Annotated in this window: 27 protein-coding genes; 15 read left to right on the top strand and 12 right to left on the bottom strand. The window is 35.3% G+C overall.

The window, feature by feature from the left end:
- The first annotated feature begins 64 nt into the window (after positions 1 to 64).
- The gene (locus EXIGUO8A_RS12680) at positions 65 to 799 is read left to right on the top strand and encodes a sugar-binding protein (RefSeq protein WP_159303411.1); all 735 of its coding nucleotides are present in this window, start codon (positions 65 to 67) and stop codon (positions 797 to 799) included.
- On the opposite strand, the gene EXIGUO8A_RS12675 is transcribed toward EXIGUO8A_RS12680, so the two are convergent.
- From EXIGUO8A_RS12675 to EXIGUO8A_RS12665, 3 genes are read right to left on the bottom strand one after another with little or no spacing between them, the layout of a single operon-like run.
- Entirely contained in the window at positions 800 to 2,218 is a 1,419-nt protein-coding gene (locus tag EXIGUO8A_RS12675) for a DUF4097 family beta strand repeat-containing protein (RefSeq protein WP_159303410.1), read from the bottom strand.
- Entirely contained in the window at positions 2,190 to 2,777 is a 588-nt protein-coding gene (locus tag EXIGUO8A_RS12670; RefSeq protein ID WP_159303409.1) for an RNA-dependent RNA polymerase family protein, read from the bottom strand. The genes EXIGUO8A_RS12675 and EXIGUO8A_RS12670 overlap by 29 nt, the downstream gene beginning before the upstream one ends.
- Positions 2,761 to 3,303, bottom strand: a complete 543-nt coding sequence (locus tag EXIGUO8A_RS12665; protein WP_116770799.1) for an RNA polymerase sigma factor — start codon at positions 3,301 to 3,303, stop codon at positions 2,761 to 2,763. Before EXIGUO8A_RS12665 ends, EXIGUO8A_RS12670 begins: the two co-directional genes overlap by 17 nt.
- A gap of 104 nt (positions 3,304 to 3,407) precedes the next feature.
- On the opposite strand from EXIGUO8A_RS12665, the gene EXIGUO8A_RS12660 reads away from it, so the two are divergent.
- The 4 genes from EXIGUO8A_RS12660 to EXIGUO8A_RS12645 all read left to right on the top strand — a co-directional run bounded on the left by EXIGUO8A_RS12660 (position 3,408) and on the right by EXIGUO8A_RS12645 (position 7,307).
- Entirely contained in the window at positions 3,408 to 4,322 is a 915-nt protein-coding gene (locus tag EXIGUO8A_RS12660) for an aldose epimerase family protein (RefSeq protein WP_116770798.1), read from the top strand.
- Between the two features lie 75 nt (positions 4,323 to 4,397).
- Complete coding sequence (gene meaB / locus EXIGUO8A_RS12655) at positions 4,398 to 5,393, top strand: methylmalonyl Co-A mutase-associated GTPase MeaB (RefSeq protein WP_159303408.1); 996 nt, start codon at positions 4,398 to 4,400, stop codon at positions 5,391 to 5,393.
- Between the two features lie 83 nt (positions 5,394 to 5,476).
- Positions 5,477 to 6,436, top strand: coding sequence for a glycosyltransferase family 2 protein (locus EXIGUO8A_RS12650; RefSeq protein ID WP_159303407.1), 960 nt, complete (start codon positions 5,477 to 5,479; stop codon positions 6,434 to 6,436).
- Positions 6,420 to 7,307 carry a lysylphosphatidylglycerol synthase transmembrane domain-containing protein gene (locus EXIGUO8A_RS12645; RefSeq protein WP_159303406.1) on the top strand — a complete coding sequence of 296 codons (888 nt, stop codon included), beginning with the start codon at positions 6,420 to 6,422 and terminating at the stop codon, positions 7,305 to 7,307. Before EXIGUO8A_RS12650 ends, EXIGUO8A_RS12645 begins: the two co-directional genes overlap by 17 nt.
- Here EXIGUO8A_RS12645 and EXIGUO8A_RS12640 read toward each other — a convergent pair.
- The 4 genes from EXIGUO8A_RS12640 to EXIGUO8A_RS12625 are packed head-to-tail and all read right to left on the bottom strand — an operon-like array spanning position 7,304 to position 11,167.
- Complete coding sequence (locus EXIGUO8A_RS12640; protein ID WP_317164604.1) at positions 7,304 to 8,899, bottom strand: ArnT family glycosyltransferase; 1,596 nt, start codon at positions 8,897 to 8,899, stop codon at positions 7,304 to 7,306. The two genes, EXIGUO8A_RS12645 and EXIGUO8A_RS12640, sit on opposite strands and share 4 nt — an antisense overlap.
- A 59-nt stretch (positions 8,900 to 8,958) precedes the next feature.
- Positions 8,959 to 9,528 carry a phosphatase PAP2 family protein gene (locus tag EXIGUO8A_RS12635; protein WP_116770793.1) on the bottom strand — a complete coding sequence of 190 codons (570 nt, stop codon included), beginning with the start codon at positions 9,526 to 9,528 and terminating at the stop codon, positions 8,959 to 8,961.
- A gap of 5 nt (positions 9,529 to 9,533) precedes the next feature.
- Positions 9,534 to 9,761 (bottom strand): hypothetical protein, encoded by a 228-nt coding sequence (locus EXIGUO8A_RS12630; RefSeq protein ID WP_116770792.1) that lies wholly within the window; start codon positions 9,759 to 9,761, stop codon positions 9,534 to 9,536.
- 38 nt (positions 9,762 to 9,799) lie between these two features.
- On the bottom strand, positions 9,800 to 11,167 hold the full coding sequence (locus EXIGUO8A_RS12625; protein WP_159303404.1) for an MATE family efflux transporter: 1,368 nt from the start codon (positions 11,165 to 11,167) through the stop codon (positions 9,800 to 9,802).
- Between the two features lie 351 nt (positions 11,168 to 11,518).
- On the opposite strand from EXIGUO8A_RS12625, the gene EXIGUO8A_RS12620 reads away from it, so the two are divergent.
- Positions 11,519 to 11,923: a response regulator gene (locus EXIGUO8A_RS12620; RefSeq protein WP_159303403.1), complete on the top strand. Its 405-nt coding sequence runs from the start codon at positions 11,519 to 11,521 to the stop codon at positions 11,921 to 11,923.
- 3 nt (positions 11,924 to 11,926) lie between these two features.
- Here the strand turns inward: EXIGUO8A_RS12620 and mazG are convergent, their stop codons facing one another.
- Positions 11,927 to 12,703, bottom strand: a complete 777-nt coding sequence (gene mazG / locus EXIGUO8A_RS12615; RefSeq protein WP_159303402.1) for a nucleoside triphosphate pyrophosphohydrolase — start codon at positions 12,701 to 12,703, stop codon at positions 11,927 to 11,929.
- Positions 12,704 to 12,862: 159 nt separating this feature from the next.
- Between mazG and EXIGUO8A_RS12610 the strand changes: the two genes are divergently transcribed.
- The 6 genes from EXIGUO8A_RS12610 (at position 12,863) to EXIGUO8A_RS12585 (ending at position 18,754) form a co-directional block, all read left to right on the top strand.
- Complete coding sequence (locus tag EXIGUO8A_RS12610) at positions 12,863 to 13,696, top strand: sugar phosphate isomerase/epimerase family protein (protein ID WP_159303401.1); 834 nt, start codon at positions 12,863 to 12,865, stop codon at positions 13,694 to 13,696.
- 9 nt (positions 13,697 to 13,705) lie between these two features.
- Complete coding sequence (locus EXIGUO8A_RS12605) at positions 13,706 to 14,608, top strand: SMP-30/gluconolactonase/LRE family protein (RefSeq protein ID WP_159303400.1); 903 nt, start codon at positions 13,706 to 13,708, stop codon at positions 14,606 to 14,608.
- A gap of 179 nt (positions 14,609 to 14,787) precedes the next feature.
- Positions 14,788 to 15,549, top strand: coding sequence for an MIP/aquaporin family protein (locus EXIGUO8A_RS12600; RefSeq protein WP_262885582.1), 762 nt, complete (start codon positions 14,788 to 14,790; stop codon positions 15,547 to 15,549).
- Between the two features lie 10 nt (positions 15,550 to 15,559).
- Positions 15,560 to 16,435: an alpha/beta hydrolase gene (locus tag EXIGUO8A_RS12595; RefSeq protein WP_159303398.1), complete on the top strand. Its 876-nt coding sequence runs from the start codon at positions 15,560 to 15,562 to the stop codon at positions 16,433 to 16,435.
- Between the two features lie 6 nt (positions 16,436 to 16,441).
- Positions 16,442 to 17,131, top strand: a complete 690-nt coding sequence (locus tag EXIGUO8A_RS12590) for an SGNH/GDSL hydrolase family protein (RefSeq protein ID WP_159303397.1) — start codon at positions 16,442 to 16,444, stop codon at positions 17,129 to 17,131.
- A gap of 12 nt (positions 17,132 to 17,143) precedes the next feature.
- Complete coding sequence (locus tag EXIGUO8A_RS12585; RefSeq protein WP_159303396.1) at positions 17,144 to 18,754, top strand: family 20 glycosylhydrolase; 1,611 nt, start codon at positions 17,144 to 17,146, stop codon at positions 18,752 to 18,754.
- A 68-nt stretch (positions 18,755 to 18,822) separates the two neighbouring features.
- On the opposite strand, the gene EXIGUO8A_RS12580 is transcribed toward EXIGUO8A_RS12585, so the two are convergent.
- Genes EXIGUO8A_RS12580 through ruvX form a run of 3 tightly spaced genes read right to left on the bottom strand, consistent with a single transcriptional unit; the run spans position 18,823 to position 20,313 of the window.
- Positions 18,823 to 19,251, bottom strand: coding sequence for a DUF5606 family protein (locus EXIGUO8A_RS12580; protein ID WP_159303395.1), 429 nt, complete (start codon positions 19,249 to 19,251; stop codon positions 18,823 to 18,825).
- 60 nt (positions 19,252 to 19,311) lie between these two features.
- Positions 19,312 to 19,902, bottom strand: a complete 591-nt coding sequence (gene def / locus EXIGUO8A_RS12575) for a peptide deformylase (protein WP_159303394.1) — start codon at positions 19,900 to 19,902, stop codon at positions 19,312 to 19,314.
- A complete protein-coding gene (ruvX, locus tag EXIGUO8A_RS12570) occupies positions 19,903 to 20,313 on the bottom strand; it encodes a Holliday junction resolvase RuvX (protein WP_159303393.1) in 411 nt (136 codons plus the stop codon).
- Between the two features lie 99 nt (positions 20,314 to 20,412).
- On the opposite strand from ruvX, the gene EXIGUO8A_RS12565 reads away from it, so the two are divergent.
- The 3 genes from EXIGUO8A_RS12565 to EXIGUO8A_RS12555 all read left to right on the top strand — a co-directional run bounded on the left by EXIGUO8A_RS12565 (position 20,413) and on the right by EXIGUO8A_RS12555 (position 23,412).
- Positions 20,413 to 21,228, top strand: a complete 816-nt coding sequence (locus tag EXIGUO8A_RS12565; RefSeq protein WP_159303392.1) for a 2,3,4,5-tetrahydropyridine-2,6-dicarboxylate N-succinyltransferase — start codon at positions 20,413 to 20,415, stop codon at positions 21,226 to 21,228.
- A 41-nt stretch (positions 21,229 to 21,269) separates the two neighbouring features.
- Positions 21,270 to 22,346, top strand: coding sequence for a glycosyltransferase family 9 protein (locus tag EXIGUO8A_RS12560; protein WP_159303391.1), 1,077 nt, complete (start codon positions 21,270 to 21,272; stop codon positions 22,344 to 22,346).
- Positions 22,347 to 22,617: 271 nt separating this feature from the next.
- Positions 22,618 to 23,412 carry a glycosyltransferase family 2 protein gene (locus tag EXIGUO8A_RS12555; protein WP_159303390.1) on the top strand — a complete coding sequence of 265 codons (795 nt, stop codon included), beginning with the start codon at positions 22,618 to 22,620 and terminating at the stop codon, positions 23,410 to 23,412.
- Here EXIGUO8A_RS12555 and EXIGUO8A_RS12550 read toward each other — a convergent pair.
- Positions 23,394 to 24,212: a glycosyltransferase family 2 protein gene (locus EXIGUO8A_RS12550; RefSeq protein WP_099189085.1), complete on the bottom strand. Its 819-nt coding sequence runs from the start codon at positions 24,210 to 24,212 to the stop codon at positions 23,394 to 23,396. The genes EXIGUO8A_RS12555 and EXIGUO8A_RS12550 overlap by 19 nt on opposite strands.
- Between the last annotated feature and the right edge of the window lie 41 nt (positions 24,213 to 24,253).

Here is a 24,253-nt window from a genome sequence, read left to right as displayed (position 1 = left end):
TACTATAAATCTTACAATATTTAAGGGAATATTGTGTTTAAATTATAGATTCCAAACTAGTATTATGAAATGGACTATTTATTTTTTACTTGTAGTATGCGTTACTTCGTGTACTAATACTAAAAGCAAAAAAAATACCCACATAACTCCCGTTTCATACATAAAAGAGACACCAACACTTGATGGCAGACCTATTGAAAATTACTGGAACCTGTTAGAATGGCAGCCTATAGACCAAAATTGGATAGGAGGACCATTTGATCATGAGGACTATAACGGTAAATATAAAATGGCCTGGAATGAAGATGGTCTTTATATACTGCTTGAAATTGTTGACGACACCCTTTTTGAACAAACAGAAGACCCTTTAAAACTTTGGTGGAACGACGATTGTGTAATCGTATATGTTGATGAAGACAATTCTGGTGGTCAACATAGATTTAACCATAATGCATTCACCTATCACGTTGCCCTAGATGGTAATGTAGTTGACTTGGGTGTAAATGAAAAACCGACATTATATAATGACCATATCATCTCTAAACATCAAACTGAAGGCAACACAACGTATTGGGAAATGCACGTAAAAGTATACTCAAGTATTTTTAACGATAAGCCTACGGTAAAGCCGGTTGTATTGAGCGAGGGCAAAAGAATCGGTTTTGCAATTGCCTATGCCGATAATGATAAGAGTAAAGAAAGAGAAAATTTAATTGGGTCTGTCTTTGTACCCGGAGAGAATAAAAATGCAGGTTGGATAGATGCCAATGTATTTGGGACATTGGAATTACTGAAATAACTATTGCAATACCACTTCACTATAATCTGATGTTATTATTACAGATCGGTTACTGTTACCGTTTATATGATACCCTTTATGTATAGAGGTACTACCGTTTTTGGTTTCCACAACTTTTAAATCTGGCGGTAATTTCAAAGATGATGAATTTCCCTTCACATAAATATTGCTTGCTACTTTTGGTAAATTCACATTCAACTCTCCGTTTTTAACACTAATATCCAACTCTTCAAAATCGCTTCCCATTTCAAGAATGTGCACCGCACCAAAATTATTTTTTACAAAAGCGTTTTTAAACAACTTATCTATGGTAACGTCTGATGAAGTTGCTTGCAATTGTAGTTGCACCACCTCAGCCAAAGATATTTCTTCAGAATAAGATGTGCTTAATTGCCCATAATTCCATTTTTGAACGTTCACCGGTGTATAGGCTGCCGAAACTATGGTTTCTTCGCCATCAATAGTTACTGCCCAAAGGCTTGAATGCGAAAGGTTCGCATTCAAGTTTTTGGTATTCTCTGCCAATTTAACCTCACCATGTCTTACATCCATTTTTATTCTGGTAGACTTTGGTAAACTGATTTTAATGGTTTTTTTGATCTTAAAATTCTTTTGTTTCCCTTCAGATGAATAATAGAAGATATTCGGAGAGCCTTCTCCAGAATTGATAAACATTCTACGTTCCTCTCTTTCCTCGTGCATTTTTTCTCGCCTCTCCTCCATTTTTTCTTGTCTTTCTTGCATGGCTTCCTCTCTCTTCTCCATCAATTCCTCTCGTCTTTCATTGTACTCCTCCATTCTTTTTTCGATTGCCTCACCTTTCTCTTCCATACGCTCAGCCCACTCTTCCAATCTTTTTTGATGTTTTTTATCAAAGCTTTTCTCAAAGTTCTTTTGCCATTTCTTCATGTATTTTTCACCATCTTCTTGGTATGCTTCATAATCGAATATAAAGGCTTCGGTTTGTGGTAAGGGCGGCATCTCTGGAAAAGGTGCAATCTGAGGTACACTAACTACGAACGAAGCTATTTCGGGTACCTCAATGTGCATTTCGTTATCATCAAAGAAGGTATTCGAGTCGAATCTTTCAAAAAAATCATTGTTTTTAGACTTCGAAGAAATTTTAATCTCCTTGCTATTGCCTAAGATTTCGATGGGACTATTTTCAAAATACTCCTTTGCTTCTTCTTTGGTAGCACCTTCTAGGGAAATGGTGGCCGTAATGGCCACCTCATCCTTATCCCAAGTTTCAAACTCAATATCAGCATAGCTGGTATTGATATTTACCACAGCATCATCTGCTACAATAAATCGTTCTTGAAAAGTTTTACTTTCCGCTTGCGAAAAAACGCTCGCTGAAGTTAAAAGACCTAATGCAATGATGAGTTGCTTAGATACTAGTGTCATTGATCTGTTCATTTTTTGATAATTTTAATTCGTTTAACTTTCTTTTTAATTTCTGTAATAATTGTAATCGTAATTGTAAATTCTCTATAAGTGCGGTAATAGTTTGATCATTTGGACCTAATTCTTTTAGTTCTTTATTTAAAGTTTTATATTCTAGGTTCAAGTTATTTAGCTGCTCCATAAAACTATCTATTAACCCTTTCGTATCTGGCGAAACCTCTAGTTTAGCCAATTCCATATTAATGTTCGCTACATAGAAATTCTCTACTTTTTTAAGATCTGGCGACAGATCACCGAACGTAAATTCATTTTTTTGTTCTTCAGTGGTCGTGTTATCAACCACTGTGGTGCTATTCTGACTGTTTTCTCCATTAAAGTATACCACGCCTAAGCCTATACTTGCAATTATTGCTATAGATGCTGCAATCTTTAACCAACCCCATTTCTGCTTTTTATTTACCGGTAAGGCTTCTTCAAGTTTATTTAAAAAGCGCTCTTCATGACCTGGTTTAATGGCATGCTTTTGCTGCTCTCTATCTTTCCTGAACATTTCCCTAAGATCCTGTTCCATAATTCTTTTCTTTTAATAATTCTTTTAATTGACCTTTTCCACGAGACAATCTTGTTCTACAGGCAGATGATGAAATATTTAAAACTTCTGCAATTTCTTGGTGATCATATCCTTCTACCAAAAACATTAGTACCACATATTTATATTTTTCTTGTAATTGATCTATGGCCAACCTTACCTCATCAATACTAATCACAGAAGGCACGTTCCAATTATCATCTTCCGCAACAACCTGCATGTCATGCTCATCAATAGATATTTTATCTTTTTTAGATTTTAAAAAATCTATACTCTTGTTCACCACTATTCTCTTTAACCAAGCTCCAAAAGTGACATCTCCTTTATACTGATGAATTTTTTGAAATGCCTTAATAAAAGATTCCTGTAAAACATCTTCCGCATCATCTGCATTTTTTACAAAGCGGTTTGCTACCACAAACATACCGTCACAATATTTTCTATATAATTGTAACTGGGCAGTGCGGTCGTTTGCCTTACATTTCTCTACGACATTGCTTTGAAACATCGGTTAATTAGATTGGTTTTTGGTTGTTGTTATATTAAGGACGATATAAAAAATAGAATGTTGCAAAAATTTTTATTTTTACACTACACTATTAAAAATTTCCTTTGAAACAAGTTACAATTTCCAATGCCTATTTAACCCTAATGGTTTTAGATTATGGCGCAACCATTCAAAAATTACTTGTTAAAGGAGAAGACGGTAATTATACAAACGTAGTTGTTGGTTACAATCACCCAAGCAGGTATCGCTTAGATGACAATGTACTAGGCGCCAGTGTTGGGCGATATGCCGGCAGAATTTCAAATGGTGGTTTTGTAATAGACCGAGCTAGATATGACCTCTACCAAGAAGATGGTGTTCATTTACATGGAGGAAAAGAAGGTTTTCATCAAAAATATTGGACAATAGACGAAGTTGACAATAGCGATAAACCATTCATTAAACTTACATACAATAGCAAACATTTAGAAGAAGGTTACCCAGGCAATTTAACCGTAAGTGTCACCTATAAACTAATGGGTAACGCATTACAGGTAATTTATGAGGCAATGACAGACCGTAGTACGGTAATCAACCTTACCAACCATTCTTATTTTAAGCTAGATAAGAACCCCTATATAGATGATTATGAGTTACAGCTAAACTGTCCCTATAGATTGGAAACACAAGAAAATTTATTGCCCACCGGAAATATTATGCCGGTTCGTAAAACTGAGTATGACTTTCTTTTGCCTAAAAAAATAGGTTTACAAAGGTTTGACGCTATTTATGTGAAAGATATAGGTAATGAAAAGGTGGCAGAACTACATTCTAAAACTTCGGGTATTACAATGAAGGTGTATACCAATCAACCTGCATTGGTCGTCTATACTCCCGATGATTTCCCCGGAATATGTTTTGAGACCCAAAATTACCCTGATGCGCCTAATCAACCAGATTTTCCAAAGAGTGTTTTAAGACCGGGCGACCTGTACAACAATATTTCTATCTTTAAATTTGATATTGCGTCTAAAGACTAACTATAGCATGATAGAGCTAATTAAAGGCTAGCATCAATAAATAGTATCTTTGTATCACTATTACAGGTTTAAGTAATGACCATGAATTTAGCCAATCTTACTACATCAGAAATTATTGAGGGCATCTATTCAAATAACGTTGCAATAGTAAGTAAAGCTATTACCCTTATAGAAAGTACAAAGCACGAGCACCGCCTAATCGCCAATGATATTATTGCCGCTTGTATTTCAAGAAAAAATGATGCGATAAGAATTGGCATTACTGGAGTACCAGGTGCCGGAAAAAGTACTTTTATTGAAAAGTTTGGAAATCTGCTTACCAATTTGGGCAAAAAAGTAGCCGTTTTAACCGTAGACCCATCAAGTAGAAGAACAAAAGGTAGTATTCTGGGCGATAAAACGAGAATGCAAGAATTGGTAAAAAACCCTAACGCATATATTAGACCATCGTCATCTGGTACTTCTTTAGGTGGTGTAACCAGAAAAACAAGGGAAAGCATTGTTATACTCGAAGCCGCCGGTTTTGATAGTATTTTAATAGAAACTATTGGCGTTGGGCAAAGCGAAACAGCAGTGCATGACATGGTAGATTTCTTTTTATTATTGAAGTTGGCCGGTGCCGGTGATGAGCTACAAGGTATTAAAAGAGGTATTATTGAAATGGCAGATGCTATTGCTATAACAAAAGCCGATGGAGATAATGTGCAGCGTGCCAATTTTGCCAAAATGGAATTTACCAGAGCGCTACATATGTTCCCTCCGAAAGAAAATGGTTGGTCTCCAGAAGTTTTAACCTGTTCTGCTATAGAAAACAAAGGACTTACTGATATCTGGGAGTTGATCGATTCTTATTGTAAAAATATGAAGGCGATTGGTTATTTTGATAGCAATAGGCAACAACAGAATGAAAATTGGCTCATTCAATATGTAGAACAAGAATTGCTATCAGAATTTTATCGGCACCCGAAAACGAAAGAGCTATTACCACAATTAAAAAAAGAGGTCATCAACGGAAAATCATCGCCTTTCTTAGCAGCGGAAAAACTACTAAAAGCTCTAAAACCTACCTGAACACCCCAGAACGTTACTACCATTCAAGTAGACCTCCTTTAGTTTAAAAAACATAACTTTGCACCGATTTCAAAAACAACCCAATGCAACCTGTTACCAATTCTCTACTTTCTGTCGTTGTTCCCCTATATAACGAGGAAGACAACGTTACTCTGTTGACCCAAAAAATTCATGAAAGCTTGGTAGGATATGATTACCAAATCATATATGTAGATGACTTTTCAAAAGACAAAACCAAAAAAGTAATTAAGGATTTAAAAGACGATAAGGTTCACCTTATCGAACTTAAGAAAAATTACGGACAGAGTTTGGCATTGGCGGCTGGTCTTGACTATGCCGATGGGGATTACATCATTACTATGGATGGGGATTTACAAAATGACCCTTCCGATATTCCACAAATGCTTACCTATGCCGTAAGTGGTGAATATGATGTGGTAACCGGTATACGTCAAAAAAGAAAAGATTCCCTAGTTAAAAAAATACCCTCTAAAATTGCCAATTTCTTGGTTCGTCGTGTTACCAAATTAGACATTAAGGACAATGGTTGTGCCTTAAAGGTTTTTACAAGAGATATTGCCAAAGATTTAAATTTGTATGGAGAAATGCACAGGTTTATAACCCTATTAGCATTTCTTGAAGGAGGACAGATAAAGCAGGTACCCGTAAAACACCATGCACGTAATGCAGGGGTTTCTAAATATGGATTAGAACGTGTATTTAAAGTAGTTGCAGATATGATGCTGTTACTATTTATTCGCAAATACTTTCAACGCCCAATTCACCTATTCGGAATTTCCGGTTCTTTAATGATTATTATAGGTGTTTTTATTAACATATATCTATTGATCGTTAAGTTCGGCTTGGGCGAAGATATCGGTACAAGACCTTTGTTGACCGTAGGTATGATGTTCATTTTTGCCGGTATTCAATTATTTACAATAGGTATTGTTATGGAATTGTTGATCAGAACCTATTACGAATCTCAGAACAAAAGACCGTACCGCATTAAAAAAGTAAGTGTAGGTGGCGAAGTTAAATAAAAAAGTAACTACCGTATTAAAAGTACTGATCAGTACCGTTTTAATTTATTTCATCTTTACTAAAATCAATGTAAGTGAAATAAAGAGCATACTGATCAAAAGTGATTTAGTTTACTTGCTATTGGCTGCACTATTCTTTATCATCTCTAAACTTATAGGGGCAGTTCGTTTAAATCTATACTTTCATACGCTTCAAATTATGCTTACCCAAAAAAGCAACTTTAAGCTTTATTTGCTGGGTATGTTCTACAACTTATTCTTACCCGGTGGTATTGGTGGAGATGCATACAAGGGCTACATTTTAAAGAAAACCTTTGAGGTCAAAACCAAAAAAATTGTAAGTGTTCTTGTTTTAGACCGCCTTGCAGGCTTACTACTATTGTTCATTTATGCCTGTACACTAATAGGATTTTTAAACAATGAATTAATAGATGATTTTCGTTGGATGTTCTTATTGGCCATACCATTATCAGTATTGGTTTTCTGGTTATTGAATAAACGGTTTTTTGGTTACGTACTACCGATTTTTTGGAAATCGATTGGATTATCTGCACTGGTTCAATTGGCTCAATTGGTCAGTGTTTGGTGTATTCTACTTGCCTTACATATTGATACCAATCAAATTTCATACCTCATTATTTTCTTGATATCCTCAATTGTAGCCGTAGTTCCATTGACCTTGGGTGGTATTGGAAGTCGTGAAGTAACCTTTTTCTACGGAGCAAAATTCTTAGGTCTAGACCAAAATATATCTGTAGGTGTTAGTGTGCTGTTTTTTTTAATAACAGCTATGGTTTCTTTAGTAGGAGTGTATTTTCACTTTAAGAAAATTAAGCTAGAACTAGCAAATAACCCTAGAGATTTATCTTAGTAAAGATGTAACAAATGCATTTTACGTGTTACCTTTTTACGCGTATTAGGATTCAGGAATTTTCCTTGTAATCTTGTAATTCTAAATTGATCAACCGAAAGCTGATCATCCCAATCAAAGCCCTTTTCCTCTAGCATAGCCATTTCAGCATCGTTCACATATACCCAAACATCTTTTTTATTTTTTAAAACCTGTGGCGTAGTTATTTGCACGGGATATTGGTTATAAAAATCCAATGACCAAGTATGGTCACTCCCTACCTTATAAATACGGTCTACCGGAATATTTTTCTCCGTTATAATTTTTGACATAGACGACCCTCCTTGATAGTCTAAGAGGTTTGGATAAAAATGTAAGTTCAAGACAGCATTCAATAATAAAGAAGCACAAACCGAAATAGTAACCAATTTCATAAACACGCTTTCCCTTTTTAAAGCATAGTAAACTATTATGACTGCGGCAACCAATAAAAAGAAGTATGCCACCAAACTACGCAATTTAAACACATAAAAGCATATTAAGGCTGAAGCAATAAAGACGATACTCAGTACAAAGTATTGCCCAATAATTAAAGACTTTACGGTTTTTATATTATTCGCAGTGTACAACTTATTTATATATGCTGCAGTGATAACGGCAAATAAAGGAATTGTGATATTTAGATAGTGTGGAAGTTTAAACTGGGCAAAACTTATAATTATAAAAATTAAGGTAATACCGCCAACGGTTAAAAATTCCTTCCCTTGTTTAAACTTGAATTTTTGACCTATGAATGCTCTAATCTGATTATAGAATGCTATAATTCCTAATATGGTCCATGGGAGAAAGACCCATAGAAATGTGTGAAAAAAGAAAAAGTAATCACTACTATTTTTACCAATACCTTCACCGCTCAACCGTTCAAAACTCTGTTCCCAAAAAATAAAGAATATGCCGCTACGATTTGCCTTACCACGAATAACTTTCTCTGGGTGCATATCGAACTGAAGGTAATAAGCATATAACATAGGAGTTATGGTCACTGCAAAGATTACAAGTGCCAATAACACCTTCCAACTGATAAAAGCTTTCCATTTTCCCGTGTAGAACAAATGACATAGGATGGGTAGACCTATAACCAGCAATGCTATTTGCCCCTTGGTCGAGAAGGCTATACCCGCTGCAAACGCCCCAATAGCAATAGCTTTTGCACTACCTTTTTCAATATATGCGGCTAGTTGCCATATAGCCAGAATACTGAAACCCGTTAAAACCGCATCGGTACGAACATCGATTGCCCCAAGAACAATGGTCTGTGCCGTCATAAATATCAAAGCGGAAAGTTTACCTACATTTTTATTATACAGCAAATTGCCCAAACCATAACAACTATATGCTGCCAATAAGGTAGCCAGCACTCCAGGAATACGGTATGACCATTCGGTAATTCCGAAAATTTTATAAGCTAACGCTGCCAACCAGTAATGCATGTGCGGTTTATCTAGATACTCTTCGGGTCCTTTAAACAGGCTGAAAAAATCATTCTCCTGCACCATTCGCATGGCCATTACAGAAAACTGTGCAGAATCATTTTCAAATAACGTTACGAACATACCTGCAACGTATACCAAAAAAATTAAAACTATTAAAAACCAGTACCTTAGATTAGATATCATAGGGAGAATTTGCGAAGTGCAAATATAAATAACTTTACAAACAACCAGCCGAACAATGAGCCTATTAAAGCCCCCGTAATAATATCTAGCGGAAAATGAACACCTATGTATACACGACTATATGCTACCAATGCCGCCCATAAAACAAGAAAGAAGCCTAAATACTTAATGCTAGCTTTTAGAATGCTACCAAAAAAAACTGCTAGGGCAAAAGAATTAGAAGCATGTGCCGAGAAATAACCGAACTTACCGCCACAGTAACTCTTTACCAAACGCATATATGGCTCAACTTCTGGATCATGACATGGCCGTAACCTTGCAACTCCATATTTGAAAAAATTACCTAACTGATCGGTAACCGTAATTAAAAGGGCTACGGTAATTAAAAGCACGAAAGTTCTTTTACCACCATATTTCTGATAAGACAGAATTAGTAAAAAAAGATACAATGGTATAGCACTGAACTTATGTGAAACAAATTGAAAAAAATTATCCCATTGTGGCGTACCTAATCCATTAAGATATAAAAAAAAGTCCTTATCTAACTGTAATAGCTCTTCAAGCATAGTAGTTAATCTTCGTACCTAGAAACTTCGCGATCATAAAAAGCGGTTGCCGCCTCAATTAAATTTTCAGCCTCTTCTTCCAATTCTTTTTCATCCTCCTTAGAAAATTCTTCAAGCCACTCTACCTCATCATTTTCCAGGTTGATTATAAACCTTGGAAACTCGGTATGTACTACAAATATTGCCGTTGGATAATCAGTATTATCGCCCAATAAAAATTTTGGAAATTCCATAAAAATCTAGTCTATAATTGTATTGAATCCACTGCAGTTTAAGCAGCAATTAGTTTTTTAGTTAAATAATTAAATCGAAGATACAACATAATAGCAGATGCCGTTAACCCTGTAAGTAGACCGATCCATATTCCAGTACTTTTTAAATCTGTATGAAGACATAGATAATAACTTACTGGGAAACCTATGATCCAATAAGATATAAAGGTAATCAAGGTTGGTATTTTCACATCTTGCAAACCACGTAAAGCTCCCAAAACTACAACTTGTACCCCATCTGAAATCTGAAAGAAAGCTGCGACCAACAGTAATTCGGCCGCAATTACCAAAACCTCGGTATTATCGGCAAAATTCGTCATATCATCAATATCCAAATATAATGAAGGAAACCAATGCCTACCTATTAAAAACAAAGCGGCAAAAACGATTTCCAACAAAAAGGTCAGCAAGAAAATAGATTGGGCAATACGGCGCAATTCTTTAAAGTTGGCCAAGCCTTTTTGATTACCCACTCTGATCATAGCGGTAACCCCTAATCCCATACCGAACATAAAGGTCATACTACTCAAGTTCAATGCAATCTGGTTTGCCGCTTGGGCATTTTTACCTAGTACACCGCTTAGCCAAACTGCCGAGGTAAAAATACCAACCTCAAAAAACATCTGTAAAGAAGAGGGAAAACCCAATTCTACAATTTTCTTTATGACCGTTTGCTCTAAATTGGCAAAATTGAATTTTGTTACGTAATACTTGAACTTTTCTTTGGTTTTAAGAATAAACCATAGGTATAATACCATAAAAAATCTTGACACCAAGGTACCTATAGCCGCACCTACGATACCCATCTCAGGAAATCCGAAATTACCGAATATTAGCAGGTAGTTTAAAATAATGTTGATGACATTGGCGACTATTGTAGCATACATAGGGTACTTGGTCTGTGAAAGACCTTCAGAAAACTGCTTAAAAGCTTGAAAAATAATAAGTGGAACCAAAGAAAATGCGACCAAATCAAGGTAAGGCAAAGCCAGTTCAACCACTTCTAAGGGTTGTTTCATGGTATACATTATAGGCTTTGACAAAAGAATAAGACCAAACAGCGTTAGCCCTAAAACAGTACATAATACCAGACCGTGTTTAAGTGCGCTTTTGGCACTTTCTTTATTACCGGCACCATCAGCTTCGGCTACTAAAGGCGTAATTGCCGTTGAAAATCCGATACCCAAAGACATGGCTATAAAAACAAAACTATTGCCCAAAGATACCGCTGCTAATTCTGCAGTACCCAACTGACCTACCATTATATTATCTGCCAATTGAACAAATGTATGCCCTAACATTCCTAAAATTACCGGAACGGAAAGCTTAATATTATAACGAAATTCTCTGGTATACTTCTTTAACAAAACCTAATCTAAAATTTTGTCAAAGGTAGGGTTAATCGAATAACTTTTATTAACCTAAAGGTGGTTAAAATCATTGATTTTTTTAATTAATTATCATTAAAAAATGATAGTCTAAGTAAATAAAAAAACACTTTAACTTTACACTAAATTAACCTCTGTATGAAATGTAAAACCAGTATAAAATAACAAATACACTACTAAAAATCAGATAGATAATACTCAAATAGTTAATCTTATAAGTAATAAAGTCCACTCCAAAAACTGTTAAATTTTCAATCTATAGGATTAGATCAATACTATTATGCAAAAGGATGTCGTTATATCAACCTAACACACCATTAACCATAAAATATGTATCAAGATCCATTGGTTTGGATTATCGACGATGACGATATATCCAAATATGTAATGAAGCGTTATCTAAATCAATTATCCGTGACTAGGATTATTGATTTCCCCGACTCATTGCAACCCTTAAAATTTATTCAGGATAATGTTCGTTCAACAGATGAATTACCAGATATTATTTTCTTGGATTTACACATGCCAATTTTAAATGGTTTCGACTTTATAAAGGATTTTCAAAAAGTAGCTTCGCAGATAGAAAAGGATATTAGAATAGTAATGTTAACCTCCTCTATTAATGCTGAAGATGTTGAAATAGCCAAGTCATTTCCAGAAATTTCAAATTACTTCATTAAACCCATTAAGCATAGAGACTTAGAAAAAATTATGAACATTGAATTTAATAATTAACACTTATTCATAAGTTTTAGCTTTGCTCCAATAAACGTCCATTTCTTCTAAAGTCATATCTTTCATATCCTTACCCATTTCCTTAGCACTGTTTTCCAGAAATTGAAAACGCTTTATGAATTTTTTGTTTGTACGCTCAAGTGCGTTTTCAGGATTTACACCTAAGAACCTCGCATAATTGATCATGGAGAAAAGAACATCTCCAAATTCCGCTTCTATTTTTTCACTATCCCCTTTTTGAACCTCTACTTGCAGCTCTCCTAATTCTTCCTGAACTTTTTCAAATACTTGTTGTGGCTCTTCCCAATCGAACCCTACTCCCGCTACTTTATCTTGAATTCTATTTGCTTTCACTAATGCGGGCAAACTTCTTGGCACACCTTCTAAAACACTTTTCTTGCCTTCCTTTAACTTAATCTGTTCCCAATTTCTTTTTACATCTTCTTCATTTAACACCTTAACATCTCCGTATATATGTGGGTGCCTATTCACCAATTTATCACAAATGGCATTGGCAACATCTGCAATGTCAAAATCATTGGTTTCAGAACCAATTTTTGAATAAAAGATTATATGTAACAGTACATCACCTAACTCCATTTTAACTTCATTAAGGTCGTTATCTAAAATTGCATCTCCCAATTCATAGGTTTCCTCAATAGTCAAATGCCTAAGTGACTGCATGGTTTGTTTCTTATCCCATGGGCACTGCTCACGCAATTCGTCCATAATGGTCAACAATCTATCTATCGCCTCTAATTGCTCCTTTCTGCTGTTCATAAATGGTGTTTTAACAAAAGTACACAACCCTAGATTGTCTCGCTAAAAATGCTGTTTTGTTTTCGTACATTTAAGATTAATTATCTGTAGTGTTAATTTTTTATACAGTTATAGATAATTAAAAACAACAACTTTTACAGCTACTCAACAACAACACCAATGAAAACACGTAGAAATTTTATCAAACATGCAGGTCTATTAAGTGCCGCTACCTTAATAATGCCACAATTAAGCATGGCATCCGCTAAAAATTCAAAGTATGGCGTACAGCTCTATTCATTTAGAGATGGTATGCTAAAAAATCCGAAGAAAACTTTAGAAATGATTGCCAGCTTGGGCTTTAAAGAAATTGAAAGCGCAGGTTCTAATAAAGGCTATTATTATGGGTTATCTCCTGCTGAAATGGCAAAAACTTGTCAAGCATTAGGTATGTCACTCACCAGTGGTCATGTGCATTTAGATGACAAATTTGAAAGAACCATGGCAGATGCGGTAGCTTCTGGTCAAGAGTACTTAATTTGTTCATCCTTGCCGACTGAAGGTCAGACTATAGATAACTACAAAAAAGTAGCCGAACAATTCAATAAAGCTGGAGAAGCCTGTAGACAGCATGGTTTAAAATTTGGCTATCACAATCATGAGTATGAGTTTGAAACTGAAAATGAAGAGGTACTTTATGATGTTCTAATGGATAATACCGAAAAAGAATTGGTACATATGGAATTAGATTTAGGATGGGTAGTTGTTGCCGGGAAAGAACCGCTTCACTATTTTAAAAAATACCCGGGCAGGTTTCCTTTATGGCATTTAAAGGATATGGATATGCATGAAAAAGAAAGTACCGAATTTGGCAAAGGAGTACTTGATGTACCATTAATGCTTGAATTAAAAGAACTTTCGGGAGTTCAACATATTTATATTGAACAAGAAGAATATTCCAGCACTCCGTTTGAAAGTATGCAGCACAACATGAATTATTTACGAAATCTATAAGCTGCACCTATGAAAACTACTTATCCTTTTTTAAGCACAATTGCTCTGACAATTTTTGTTTTATCTTGTAAAGCCCAGCAAACATCTATTGTCAAAAATGGGGCAGAATTGGTTAAAGTATCTAATGCTTACAGCTTTACCGAAGGTCCTGCTTCAGATAAGGAAGGTAATGTCTATTTTACCGATCAGCCTAACGATAAGATTATTAAATGGAATGCAGAAGACAACACTTTAAGTGTATTCAAAGAACCGGCAGGTAGAGCTAACGGTCTATATTTTGACCACAACGGAAATTTACTAGCCGCTGCCGATGAAAAAAATGAACTTTGGCGAATTGATAATGATGGAAACGTTGATACTTTACTCACAAACTATAACGGTAAAAAACTTAACGGACCTAATGATATTTGGGTTGATCCCAAAGGAGGTATTTATTTTACCGACCCATACTACCAAAGGGATTATTGGTCAAGAACCGCAGCTGAACTTGAGGATAAAAACGTGTACTACATAGCTCCGGACACAAATAAAATTTCCATTGTAGCATCAGACCTAGTACAACCTAATGGTATAATCGGCACACCCGATGGCAAAACACTTTATGTTGCAGATATAGGAGACAGGAAAACTTACACATTTACAATTAATAAAGATGGCACCTTAACCAACCGAAAGTTATTTACAAAAATGGGTTCTGATGGTATGACCATTGACAACCTAAGCAACATATATTTAACTGGTGAAGGTGTAACGGTATTCAACACAAAAGGAGAACAAATTCATCATATTCCCATTGATGAAAACTGGACCGCCAATATCACTTTTGGCGGTAAAGATCAAGATGTTTTATTCATTACAGCAATGGGAGCAATCTACACTTTAAAAATGAATGTCAACGGGGTAAGGTACTAGTTAAGTACATTATGAATTCGAATGGTCTTAAATGCAGGCAGGGCTATAAATAAAACTTTGTTCCTTTTTTACCAAGAAGCATAAAACTTCTAAGTGCTGATATTCATACAATTCGACCTATTTAATTATCAATACCACAACAAACTTGTTTAATTATTCATAATCCCTCGATTTTAATTATCTTAAACACCTTAAAATCCAACCAAACTATGATGACATTTATTTTTGAATTTATTGGCACTGCAATGCTGATTTTAATAGGAAACGGTATTGTTGCCAACTTAGTTCTAAAAGGCACAAAAGGGAGTGATTCGGGCTGGACCGGCATTTCACTTGCTTGGGGTATTGCGGTATTTATCGGTGTTTTCATTTCAGCCGATACCAGTGGTGCACATTTGAACCCAGCGGTAACCATTGGCTTGGCCGTAGCCGGCAAATTCTCTTGGTCATTGGCACCAGGTTATATTGTAGCTCAGATCCTAGGTGCCATGATGGGAAATTTTCTTGTTTGGCTCAACTATAAAAAACAATATGAAGCAACGGAAGATACTGGTGCTATTTTAGCTACCTTTTGTACATCGCCGGCTATCAGAAGTCCGTTTTGGAATATGGTCACTGAAATCATCGGTGCTTTTGCCCTAGTGTTCGGTGTTTTTTATATTGCCGGTGGTACTGTGGGCGATAGCCCAGTTTCATTAGGCTCTTTAGATGCTCTACCTGTTGCATTATTAGTAATGGGTATAGGTTTTGGGTTAGGAGGTCCTACAGGTTATGCTATTAATCCTGCCCGAGATTTTGGTCCCAGATTGCTGCATGCCATACTGCCAATTAGAAACAAAGGTAAAAGTGACTGGGGTTATGCCTGGGTGCCAATTGTAGGTCCAATTATTGGTGGAGTATTAGCTGCCTTAGTATATATGCTTATAGAAATAATGCAATAAAAAAAAGAATATGAAGAAAATTATTTTACTTACCTGTATTTTTATCTCCATGAATGTACTTGCACAGAAAATGGTAGAATTGCCCTATGAAGAAAATGCCGCTGTAACTTGGTCAACAGCTGAAAGAGAATATTACTCTGATATCTGGGAAAATGAAGTAGTAACCAATGTAGCCATACCAAGGTTAGAAGTTTTTGAAGCAGACCAACCTAATGGCACTAGCGTAATTGTTGCACCTGGTGGCGGACTTTACGGACTCAGTATTAAAAGTGAAGGTAGAGCTGTGGCCAAGTGGTTGAATGAAAAAGGAATCACAGCATTTGTTTTGAAATATAGGTTAGTACCAACAGGTGTAGATGGCATCAAAGAAATTACTGATGAAGGTGCAACCAACCCTGCTAAGATCGGGGAAAGGGTAGCCCCAGTCTTACCACTATCTATTGCAGATGGTCTTGCTGCTATTACCTATGTAAGAACAAATGCCTCTAACATGCAATTAGACCCCAATAAAATAGGGTTTATGGGCTTCTCTGCAGGTGGTGCGGTAACTATGGGGGTGACATTTAATGCCACAGAAAACAACAAACCAAATTTTATAGTGCCAGTTTACCCTTGGATGACCGTAATCGGAGAGTATACCGTACCAAAAGATGCACCACCTATGTTGGTTATTTGTGCTTCTGATGACCCTTTAGGTTTGGCAAAACCAAGTACCGATTTATATTCGGCTTGGCTAACAAATGGTAAAAATACCGGTATGCATATGTATTCAAAAGGCGGTCATGGATTTGGAATGAAAACCCAAAACCTTGCCTCAGATAATTGGATATCGCAATTTTACGAATGGGCGATTACAGAAAAACTTACAGAAACTATCAATAAATAAATTAGCATGTGCTACCAACTTCCTATTTTTAAAAACTTACAAAAAACCAGCATACTAGCCGCGTTCACTTTTCTTCTTGCCATAGCCAGTTTTGGACAAGAAGAAAATATGTTTACCCAAGAAGTAAATAGCATTACCGCTAAATATGACAGCATTTGGGACGCTAGCAAAGAAACTATTGTTTTTACGGGTAGTTCAAGCGTTCGTTTATGGAGAAAGTTGCAAGAAGAGTTTCCAGACCACCAAATAATCAATAGCGGGTTTGGGGGTTCACAAGCATCTGACCTTCTGTATTTTGTAGATGAATTAATTTTATCGTACAACCCCAAAAAAGTTTTTATCTATGAGGGCGACAACGACTTATGGGCTAAGAAAAGACCTTCTGATGTTCTTGATACCACTGCAGATATCATCCGTCGAATAAAAGCAAAAAACACCGCTACACAAGTTATATTAATCTCGGCAAAACCAAGTATTAGCCGATGGAAAATTCGTAGAAAATATAAAAGGTTAAATAGAAAAATGGAGCGTTTTACTCAGAACGACCCAAATTTATTCTTTGTAGATGTATGGAAACCCATGCTGAACAAACGTAAACTAAAGACCGATATTTTTATCGAAGACGGGTTGCACATGAACCAAAAAGGTTATGATATTTGGTATGAAACCATGAAAGATTTAGTAAACCAACCCTAATTACACAACAAAATGAAAACCCTTTGTATTCGAAGTCTATTTTTTGCAAGTTTAGCCTTATTACTAATTGCTTGTGCCGAAAAGAAGAAAGAGCGAATAGCAATGCCTACTACAGATTTATCAAAAGTTAGTTTAATACCAAAGCCATTAAAAACGATACCTACAAATTCCGCTTTTGCATTAGACCAATTTACGGCAATATACACTTCTAAAAATGCGACAGCTTTTGAAGAGGTCGGCACTTTTTTAGCGGAAAAGTTAAAGGATAAAATCAACTTAACAATACCTGTAAATAGCGAAGGCTCTAACAGTGTTGAGCGTGTAATCTATATTAACCAAAGCGATAGCACCGATTTAAAAACACCAGAAGCATATCAGCTATATATTAATCAAGATTCCATTATCATCAACTCAAACACCGCTGAAGGAGCGTTTAGAGGCATACAAACATTGAGACAATTAGTACCGTTAAAGAGCAACGACACTTTGGCGCTTCAAAAAATATGGCCTGTACCATCCGGTAAAATTGTTGACAATCCTAATTTTGCCTATAGAGGTTCTATGTTAGATGTTGCAAGACATTTCTTTAGTGTTGATGATGTTAAAAAATATATTGACCTATTATCCTATTATAAAATTAATGTGCTCCATTTACATTTAAGTGATGACCAAGGTTGGAGAATTGAAATAAAATCGTGGCCCAAATTGACGGAAATTGGTGGTAGCACAGAAGTTGGTGGAGAAGCTGGCGGATACTACACCCAAGAAGATTACAAAGAAATTGTACGTTATGCAGCTGAAAGATACATGACTATTATCCCAGAAATCGATATGCCCGGTCATACCAATGCTGCCTCTGTTTCTTATCCTTTCTTAAATGGAAATGGTAAAACACCTAAACTTTACGAAGGTATGCGCGTTGGCTTTAGCACTTTTGATACTAGAAAAGATACCGTATATGCTTTTATTGACGATGTAGTTCGCGAAATCTCTGCAATTACTCCGGGTCCATATTTTCATGTTGGTGGAGACGAAAGCCATGTTACCAAAAAGAATGACTATATCCATTTTATCAATAAAGTTGAAAAAATAGTACAGAAGCACGGTAAACGAATGATCGGTTGGGATGAAGTTGCCATTGCAGATGTAGATTCCACCTCCATTTCCCAATGGTGGGCCAGTGAAGAGAACGCTAAAAAAGCAGTGGATAAAGGCATGCAAATTATTGTTTCTCCTGCAAAAAAGGCTTATTTGGATATGGAGTACGATACACTTTCCAAGTTTGGCTTACACTGGGCGGCATACATACCTGTAGATACCGCATATATTTGGACCCCGGAAGAATATGGCATTCCATTGGAGAATATTTTAGGTGTTGAAGCGCCATTATGGTCAGAAACTATTAGCAACATAGATGAATTGGAATACTTGGCTTTCCCAAGAATTATTGGCTACTCAGAATTAAGTTGGAGTATAAAAGAAAACAGAAATTGGGAAGATTACAAGGTAAGATTGGCAGACCAAGCTCCATTTTTAGACCGCATGGATGTAAAGTACTATCCTTCTGCCTTAATAGATTGGAAAAAAAGCGAGTACACTTACGAAACCATAGAAAAAGATTAAAAAAATAAACCTATAAAAAAAGCCTTGATGAATATTCATCAAGGCTTTTTTTTATCAACTAAGAAAATTTATTCTTCCTCTGTAGCTTCTTCATTCTCTACCTCTTCGCTAGAAAAATCCGTGATATCATTATCTACCAATATGTTATACCACTGAATAACTTTTTTAATGTCACTTACATAAACACGATCTTCATCATAATTAGGCAGTACTTCAAAGAAATACTCCTCTAATTTAATTTTCTCCTCTTTATGACCAATAGATGTTTTGCCACCATTTTCCTTTTCCTGTATCTTCTTGAACACATCTCTTAAAGGAACCTCCTCTTCAAGTGTGTAAATGGCGATTTCAGATAACACACTTACACTACTGCGCAAGCTTACCGTAATTCTTTTTCCATCCAATAAAGACTCTGCCACAAATCCTGTCCTAGTTTGGGTAATTAATTTATATAAACCTGGTTTTCCTGCAACGGATAAAATTTTCTCTAAACCCATATACTCTTTTAAAATTTTAGTCGACAAATATTATACTTTTCTATTAATAATGATGCGATTTTAACGTCCTTTTTTCATGGACGGAAATTTCATACGGTATTCAACACCAATCTTTCCTTTAGAAATATTGGTCAACCTACCTTTAAGCATTCTTTTCTTTAAAGCGGATAACTTATCGGTAAACAACACCCCTTCTATATGATCGTATTCATGCTGAATTACGCGTGCCAATAGTCCGTCATACGTTTCAACATGCTCTTTAAAATTCTCGTCCAAATAACTAATTTTAATTCTTTCTTTTCTACGAACATCTTCACGAACATCGGGTATACTCAAACAACCTTCATTAAAAGCCCATTCTTCGCCAGATTCCTCCTCAATGGTAGCATTAATGAATACACGTTTAAACCCGTCTAACTGTTTCTGTTCTTCCGGTGTTAAATCCTCATCACCGCTGAACGGAGTAGTATCTACCAAAAAGATTCTAATTGGCAGCCCTATTTGAGGAGCTGCAAGACCTACGCCACTAGCATTATACATGGTTTCCCACATGTTGGCAATCAATTCATTCAGTTTTGGATAATCTCTATCTATATCATCCGCAACTTTTCTTAATACGGGATCACCGTAAGCAATAATGGGTAATATCATTTAAACTGTTTTTAAAAAATCTTGTAAAATAATCGTTGCACTGATCTCATCGATCAATGCCTTGTTCTTTCTTTGTTTCTTCTTTAATCCGCTATCCAACATGGTCTGAAATGCCATTTTTGATGTAAAACGTTCATCGTGCCTTTTAATAGCTATGCCCGGAAATTTATCTGCCAATTTCACTAAAAAAGGTGCAATATGCACTTCAGATTCAGAAACGGTATTATTCATCTGTTTAGGCTCACCTACAACAATGGTATCTACATTTTCTTTTGGAATATAGTCTGCCAAATATTCAAATATGTTGGCAGTAGCTACGGTAGTTAAACCAAATGCTATCATTTTCATATCATCGGTAACTGCCAGCCCAATACGTTTTTCTCCGTAATCAATTGCAAGGATCTTTCCCAAACTAAATTTTTGGCAAAAATAAAGGATAATTTGTTATATGTGCTTTTGCACATGGGTAATTACTGTACTTCAACTTATATTTGAGGAAATTTTATGAAAATGACAGAATTAAGAGCTCAAATAGAAAAAGTATGGGAAAATAGAGACCTTTTAAAAGAGTCTGCAACCCAAGATAGCATTAGAGAGGTCGTAAACCTTTTAGATTTAGGAAAATTAAGATGTGCAGAACCTACAGAAAACGGGTGGCAGATCAACGAATGGGTAAAGAAAGCAGTAGTTATGTATTTCCCTATTCAAAAAATGGAAACCTTAGAAGCTGGTATTTTTGAGTACCACGACAAAATGCCATTAAAAAAAGGATACAAAGAAAAAGGAATAAGAGTAGTACCTAATGCCGTAGCAAGACATGGTGCATTTATTTCAGCAGGTACAATATTAATGCCTAGTTATGTAAACATAGGCGCATATGTTGATGAAGGTACCATGGTAGATACTTGGGCAACTGTTGGTAGTTGTGCACAAATAGGTAAAAACGTTCACTTAAGTGGCGGTGTTGGCATCGGCGGAGTTCTTGAACCATTACAAGCTTCTCCTGTTATTATAGAAGACGGTGCATTTATTGGTTCTCGCTGTATTGTTGTTGAAGGTGTTAGAGTTGAAAAAGAGGCTGTTTTAGGTGCTAATGTAGTTTTGACCATGAGTACTAAAATCATTGATGTAACAGGAGAAACTCCGGTTGAAACCAAAGGTGTTGTACCAGCGCGTTCAGTTGTAATACCTGGTAGTTACACTAAAAAATTCCCAGCTGGTGAATTTCAAGTACCGTGCGCATTAATAATTGGAAAAAGAAAAGAAAGCACGAACAAAAAGACATCATTGAACGATGCACTTAGAGAGTATGATGTTGCGGTTTAAATAACAGTTACATTTATAACCATTTTAATAAAGTATTATTTGTGGCGGGAAATAAATTTTTAGTGATTCAACAAAAAATGATTGGCGATGTACTAAATAGTACGCTAATTTGTGAACATCTAAAAATTCATTTCCCCGATGCCACAGTACATTATGTAATCAACGAACACACGTTACCCGTTGTAGAAGGCAATCCTCACATTGATAAAATAATACTTTTTAAAAAAGAGTACAAAAGAAGTAAAATCAAGTTTTATAAATTCCTCAAGGATTTTAAACAGGAAGAATATGCCGCTGTAATCGATGTATATTGCAAAACAGAAAGCAACCTAATAAGTTACTTCGCCAAGTCGAAAACAAAGATTTCTTACGAAAAATGGTACTCAAAATTTATTTACACAGATCTCTTTAGGTATTCAAATTCTACCAATAGCGAATTAGGCTTAGCCGTTGAAAATAGATTACTTCTACTGAGTCCACTAATCCAAAATTTAAAAAAGAAGAACCTAGCACCTAAAATATTCTTAAAGGAAAAAGAGCTTTCCCAAGCTAAAGAGCTTCTAATTAAATCTAACTTGGATTTATCCAAACCTTTATTGATGGTTGGTCTTATGGGCAGTAGCAATAGCAAAACTTACCCTTTGGCATATTTAGCAGAATTAATAAATGAGATTACCAAAGCAACAAGTATTAACATACTTCTTAATTATACTCCTGAACAAAAACCTAAAGTAAAAGAGTTTCTTAATTATTGTTCTGAAAAGTCTAAAAGTTGTATTCATGAAGAGGTTTTTTGTAATTCACTTAGGAGTTTTTTAGCCTTACTAAAACAATGTGACGGTTATCTAGGTAATGAAGGTGGTGCCTCAAACATGTCTAAAGCATTAGATGTTCCAAATTTTGCAATATTCTCCCCTTGGATTTCCAAGGAAGCTTGGTTTACCTATCATCAAAATCCAAAGAATTGGGCTGTACACCTTAAAGATTTCAAACCGTCGCTAATTCAAGGTAAGTCAAAGAAAGAGAGAAAAGAAAATGTAGAATACTTATATCAAGAATTTATTCCATCTCTATTTAACGAGCAGGTTATTTCATATATCGAAACCCAAATATTGTAGTATTTCATAATTATCAACACAATACTTTAATCCTGTTTTTTTTGAATTCTAGGCAAAAAATTACATGATTAATTTATTAACTATAAAAGATAAAAACTTTTCAGTATTTAAACGCAACCAAAATAAAATACACTCTCTTATAAAAAAGATTAAGTCTATATGGCTAGCATTCAATTATGTAAGAATTTTACTTCTTAACACAATTTTTTAATTCTTTTTTTGTTATAACTTTGTTCGCTCCAATGAGAGCAAACCTACCAAATTGGATTGTATGAGTACCAAAAAAGAACAACTTACCGCATTAGTCATTACATATAATGAAATTGGCTACATTGAAAAGTGTATTGAATCCGTTTCATTTGCTGACGAAATTATTGTGGTTGATTCTTATAGTACCGATGGAACTTATGAATACCTAAAACAGCATTCAAAAGTAAAGGTTATTCAAAATCCGTTTGAAAATTTTACCGCTCAAAAATCGTTTGCTTTAAAACAAGCTAAAAATGATTGGGTTTTGTTTTTAGATGCTGATGAAATTGTTTCTGATGTTTTGCAAAATGAAATAACGGAAACCATATCCAGTGATACAGAAATTGCTGCATTTTGGTTTTATAGACAATTCATGTTCAAAAATGAAAAGTTGAATTTTAGTGGTTGGCAAACAGATAAAAATTACAGACTTTTTAGAAAAAGTAAAGCAGTTTTTTCTGATTGTAAAATCGTTCATGAAACTTTAGACGTTGATGGAACATCTGGAATTCTTAAAGAAAAACTCACGCATTACTGTTACAAAAACTACGAAGATTACAAAGGAAAAATGCTGAAGTACGGTCGCTTAAAGGCTATTGAATCATTTTATAAAGAAAAGAAGTTTAGTTATGTAATGATGGGGCTAAAGACAAGCTGGAAGTTTTTTAATCATTACATATTACGACTTGGTATTCTTGACGGTAAAAAAGGTTTTACCATCTGCTATTTAAATTCTTTGGGTGTATTGGAACGTTACAGAGAACTTAAAAGATTAGAGCAAAAAAATGAGCTTGCCTATTACTTGGTTATGCCATAGTGTGTCCACACACTTTTCTCTTTTTTGGTAGCATTTCTTATCCCAACATTTTTTGCAATGGATTCTGGTGTTTTATACCCTCTTTTATGATCTAAATGAACACATACGGCACTATAGCGTAATTGTTTAGATTTTATGCCGAAATTGAACAAACGTTCCCCCAGCTCTCTATCTTGACCACCGTATTGCATGCGCTCATCAAAACCGTTTACATTTTCAATATCTTTTTTCCAACCAGAAGAATTATGACCGTTCCAGCTAGCATTGGTAGGTGTTACCCAATTTAGAATCTTAGAAATAATACCACGTGCTGTCAACTTATTATTTTTAAAGGTCTGCGGAATTCCTTTCTCTTTCAACCATTGAATGTTGAAGCAACGTTGTTTTTCTATATCATCTAGGGTTATCAATTTAGATATATTCATTGGGAGCATATAGTATCCTCCAGATATAAAATAACCAGGTTCTTTGTTTATATAATGCACCTGAACAAAATCTTCCCTCGGAATACAATCCCCATCGGTCATTATAATATAATCTGCAGAACAAGCAGTAACCGCTTTATTGAGTATTCTAGATTTTTGAAATCCGTCATCTTCTTGCCAAACATGAACAATTGGGTAATGAACCTTTTTCGCCATTTCTTCAAGAAGTATTTTGGTAGGCTCTTTAGAACCGTCATCAGCAATAACTACCTCAAAGTCTTTAAAAATCTGTTGCTCAAAGCCCCAAAGCACCTTTTTTAACCACTCTTCGGCATTATACGTACTTACAATGATACTTATTTTAGGAATCTCCATGCTAGGTTTCAAATTACAGCAAAAATATAAAACTCTTATCT

Source organism: Maribacter litoralis (assembly GCF_902506355.1).
GTDB classification, from domain to species: Bacteria; Bacteroidota; Bacteroidia; order Flavobacteriales; family Flavobacteriaceae; genus Maribacter; species Maribacter litoralis.
This window is presented reverse-complemented; position numbering and strand designations above follow the sequence as displayed.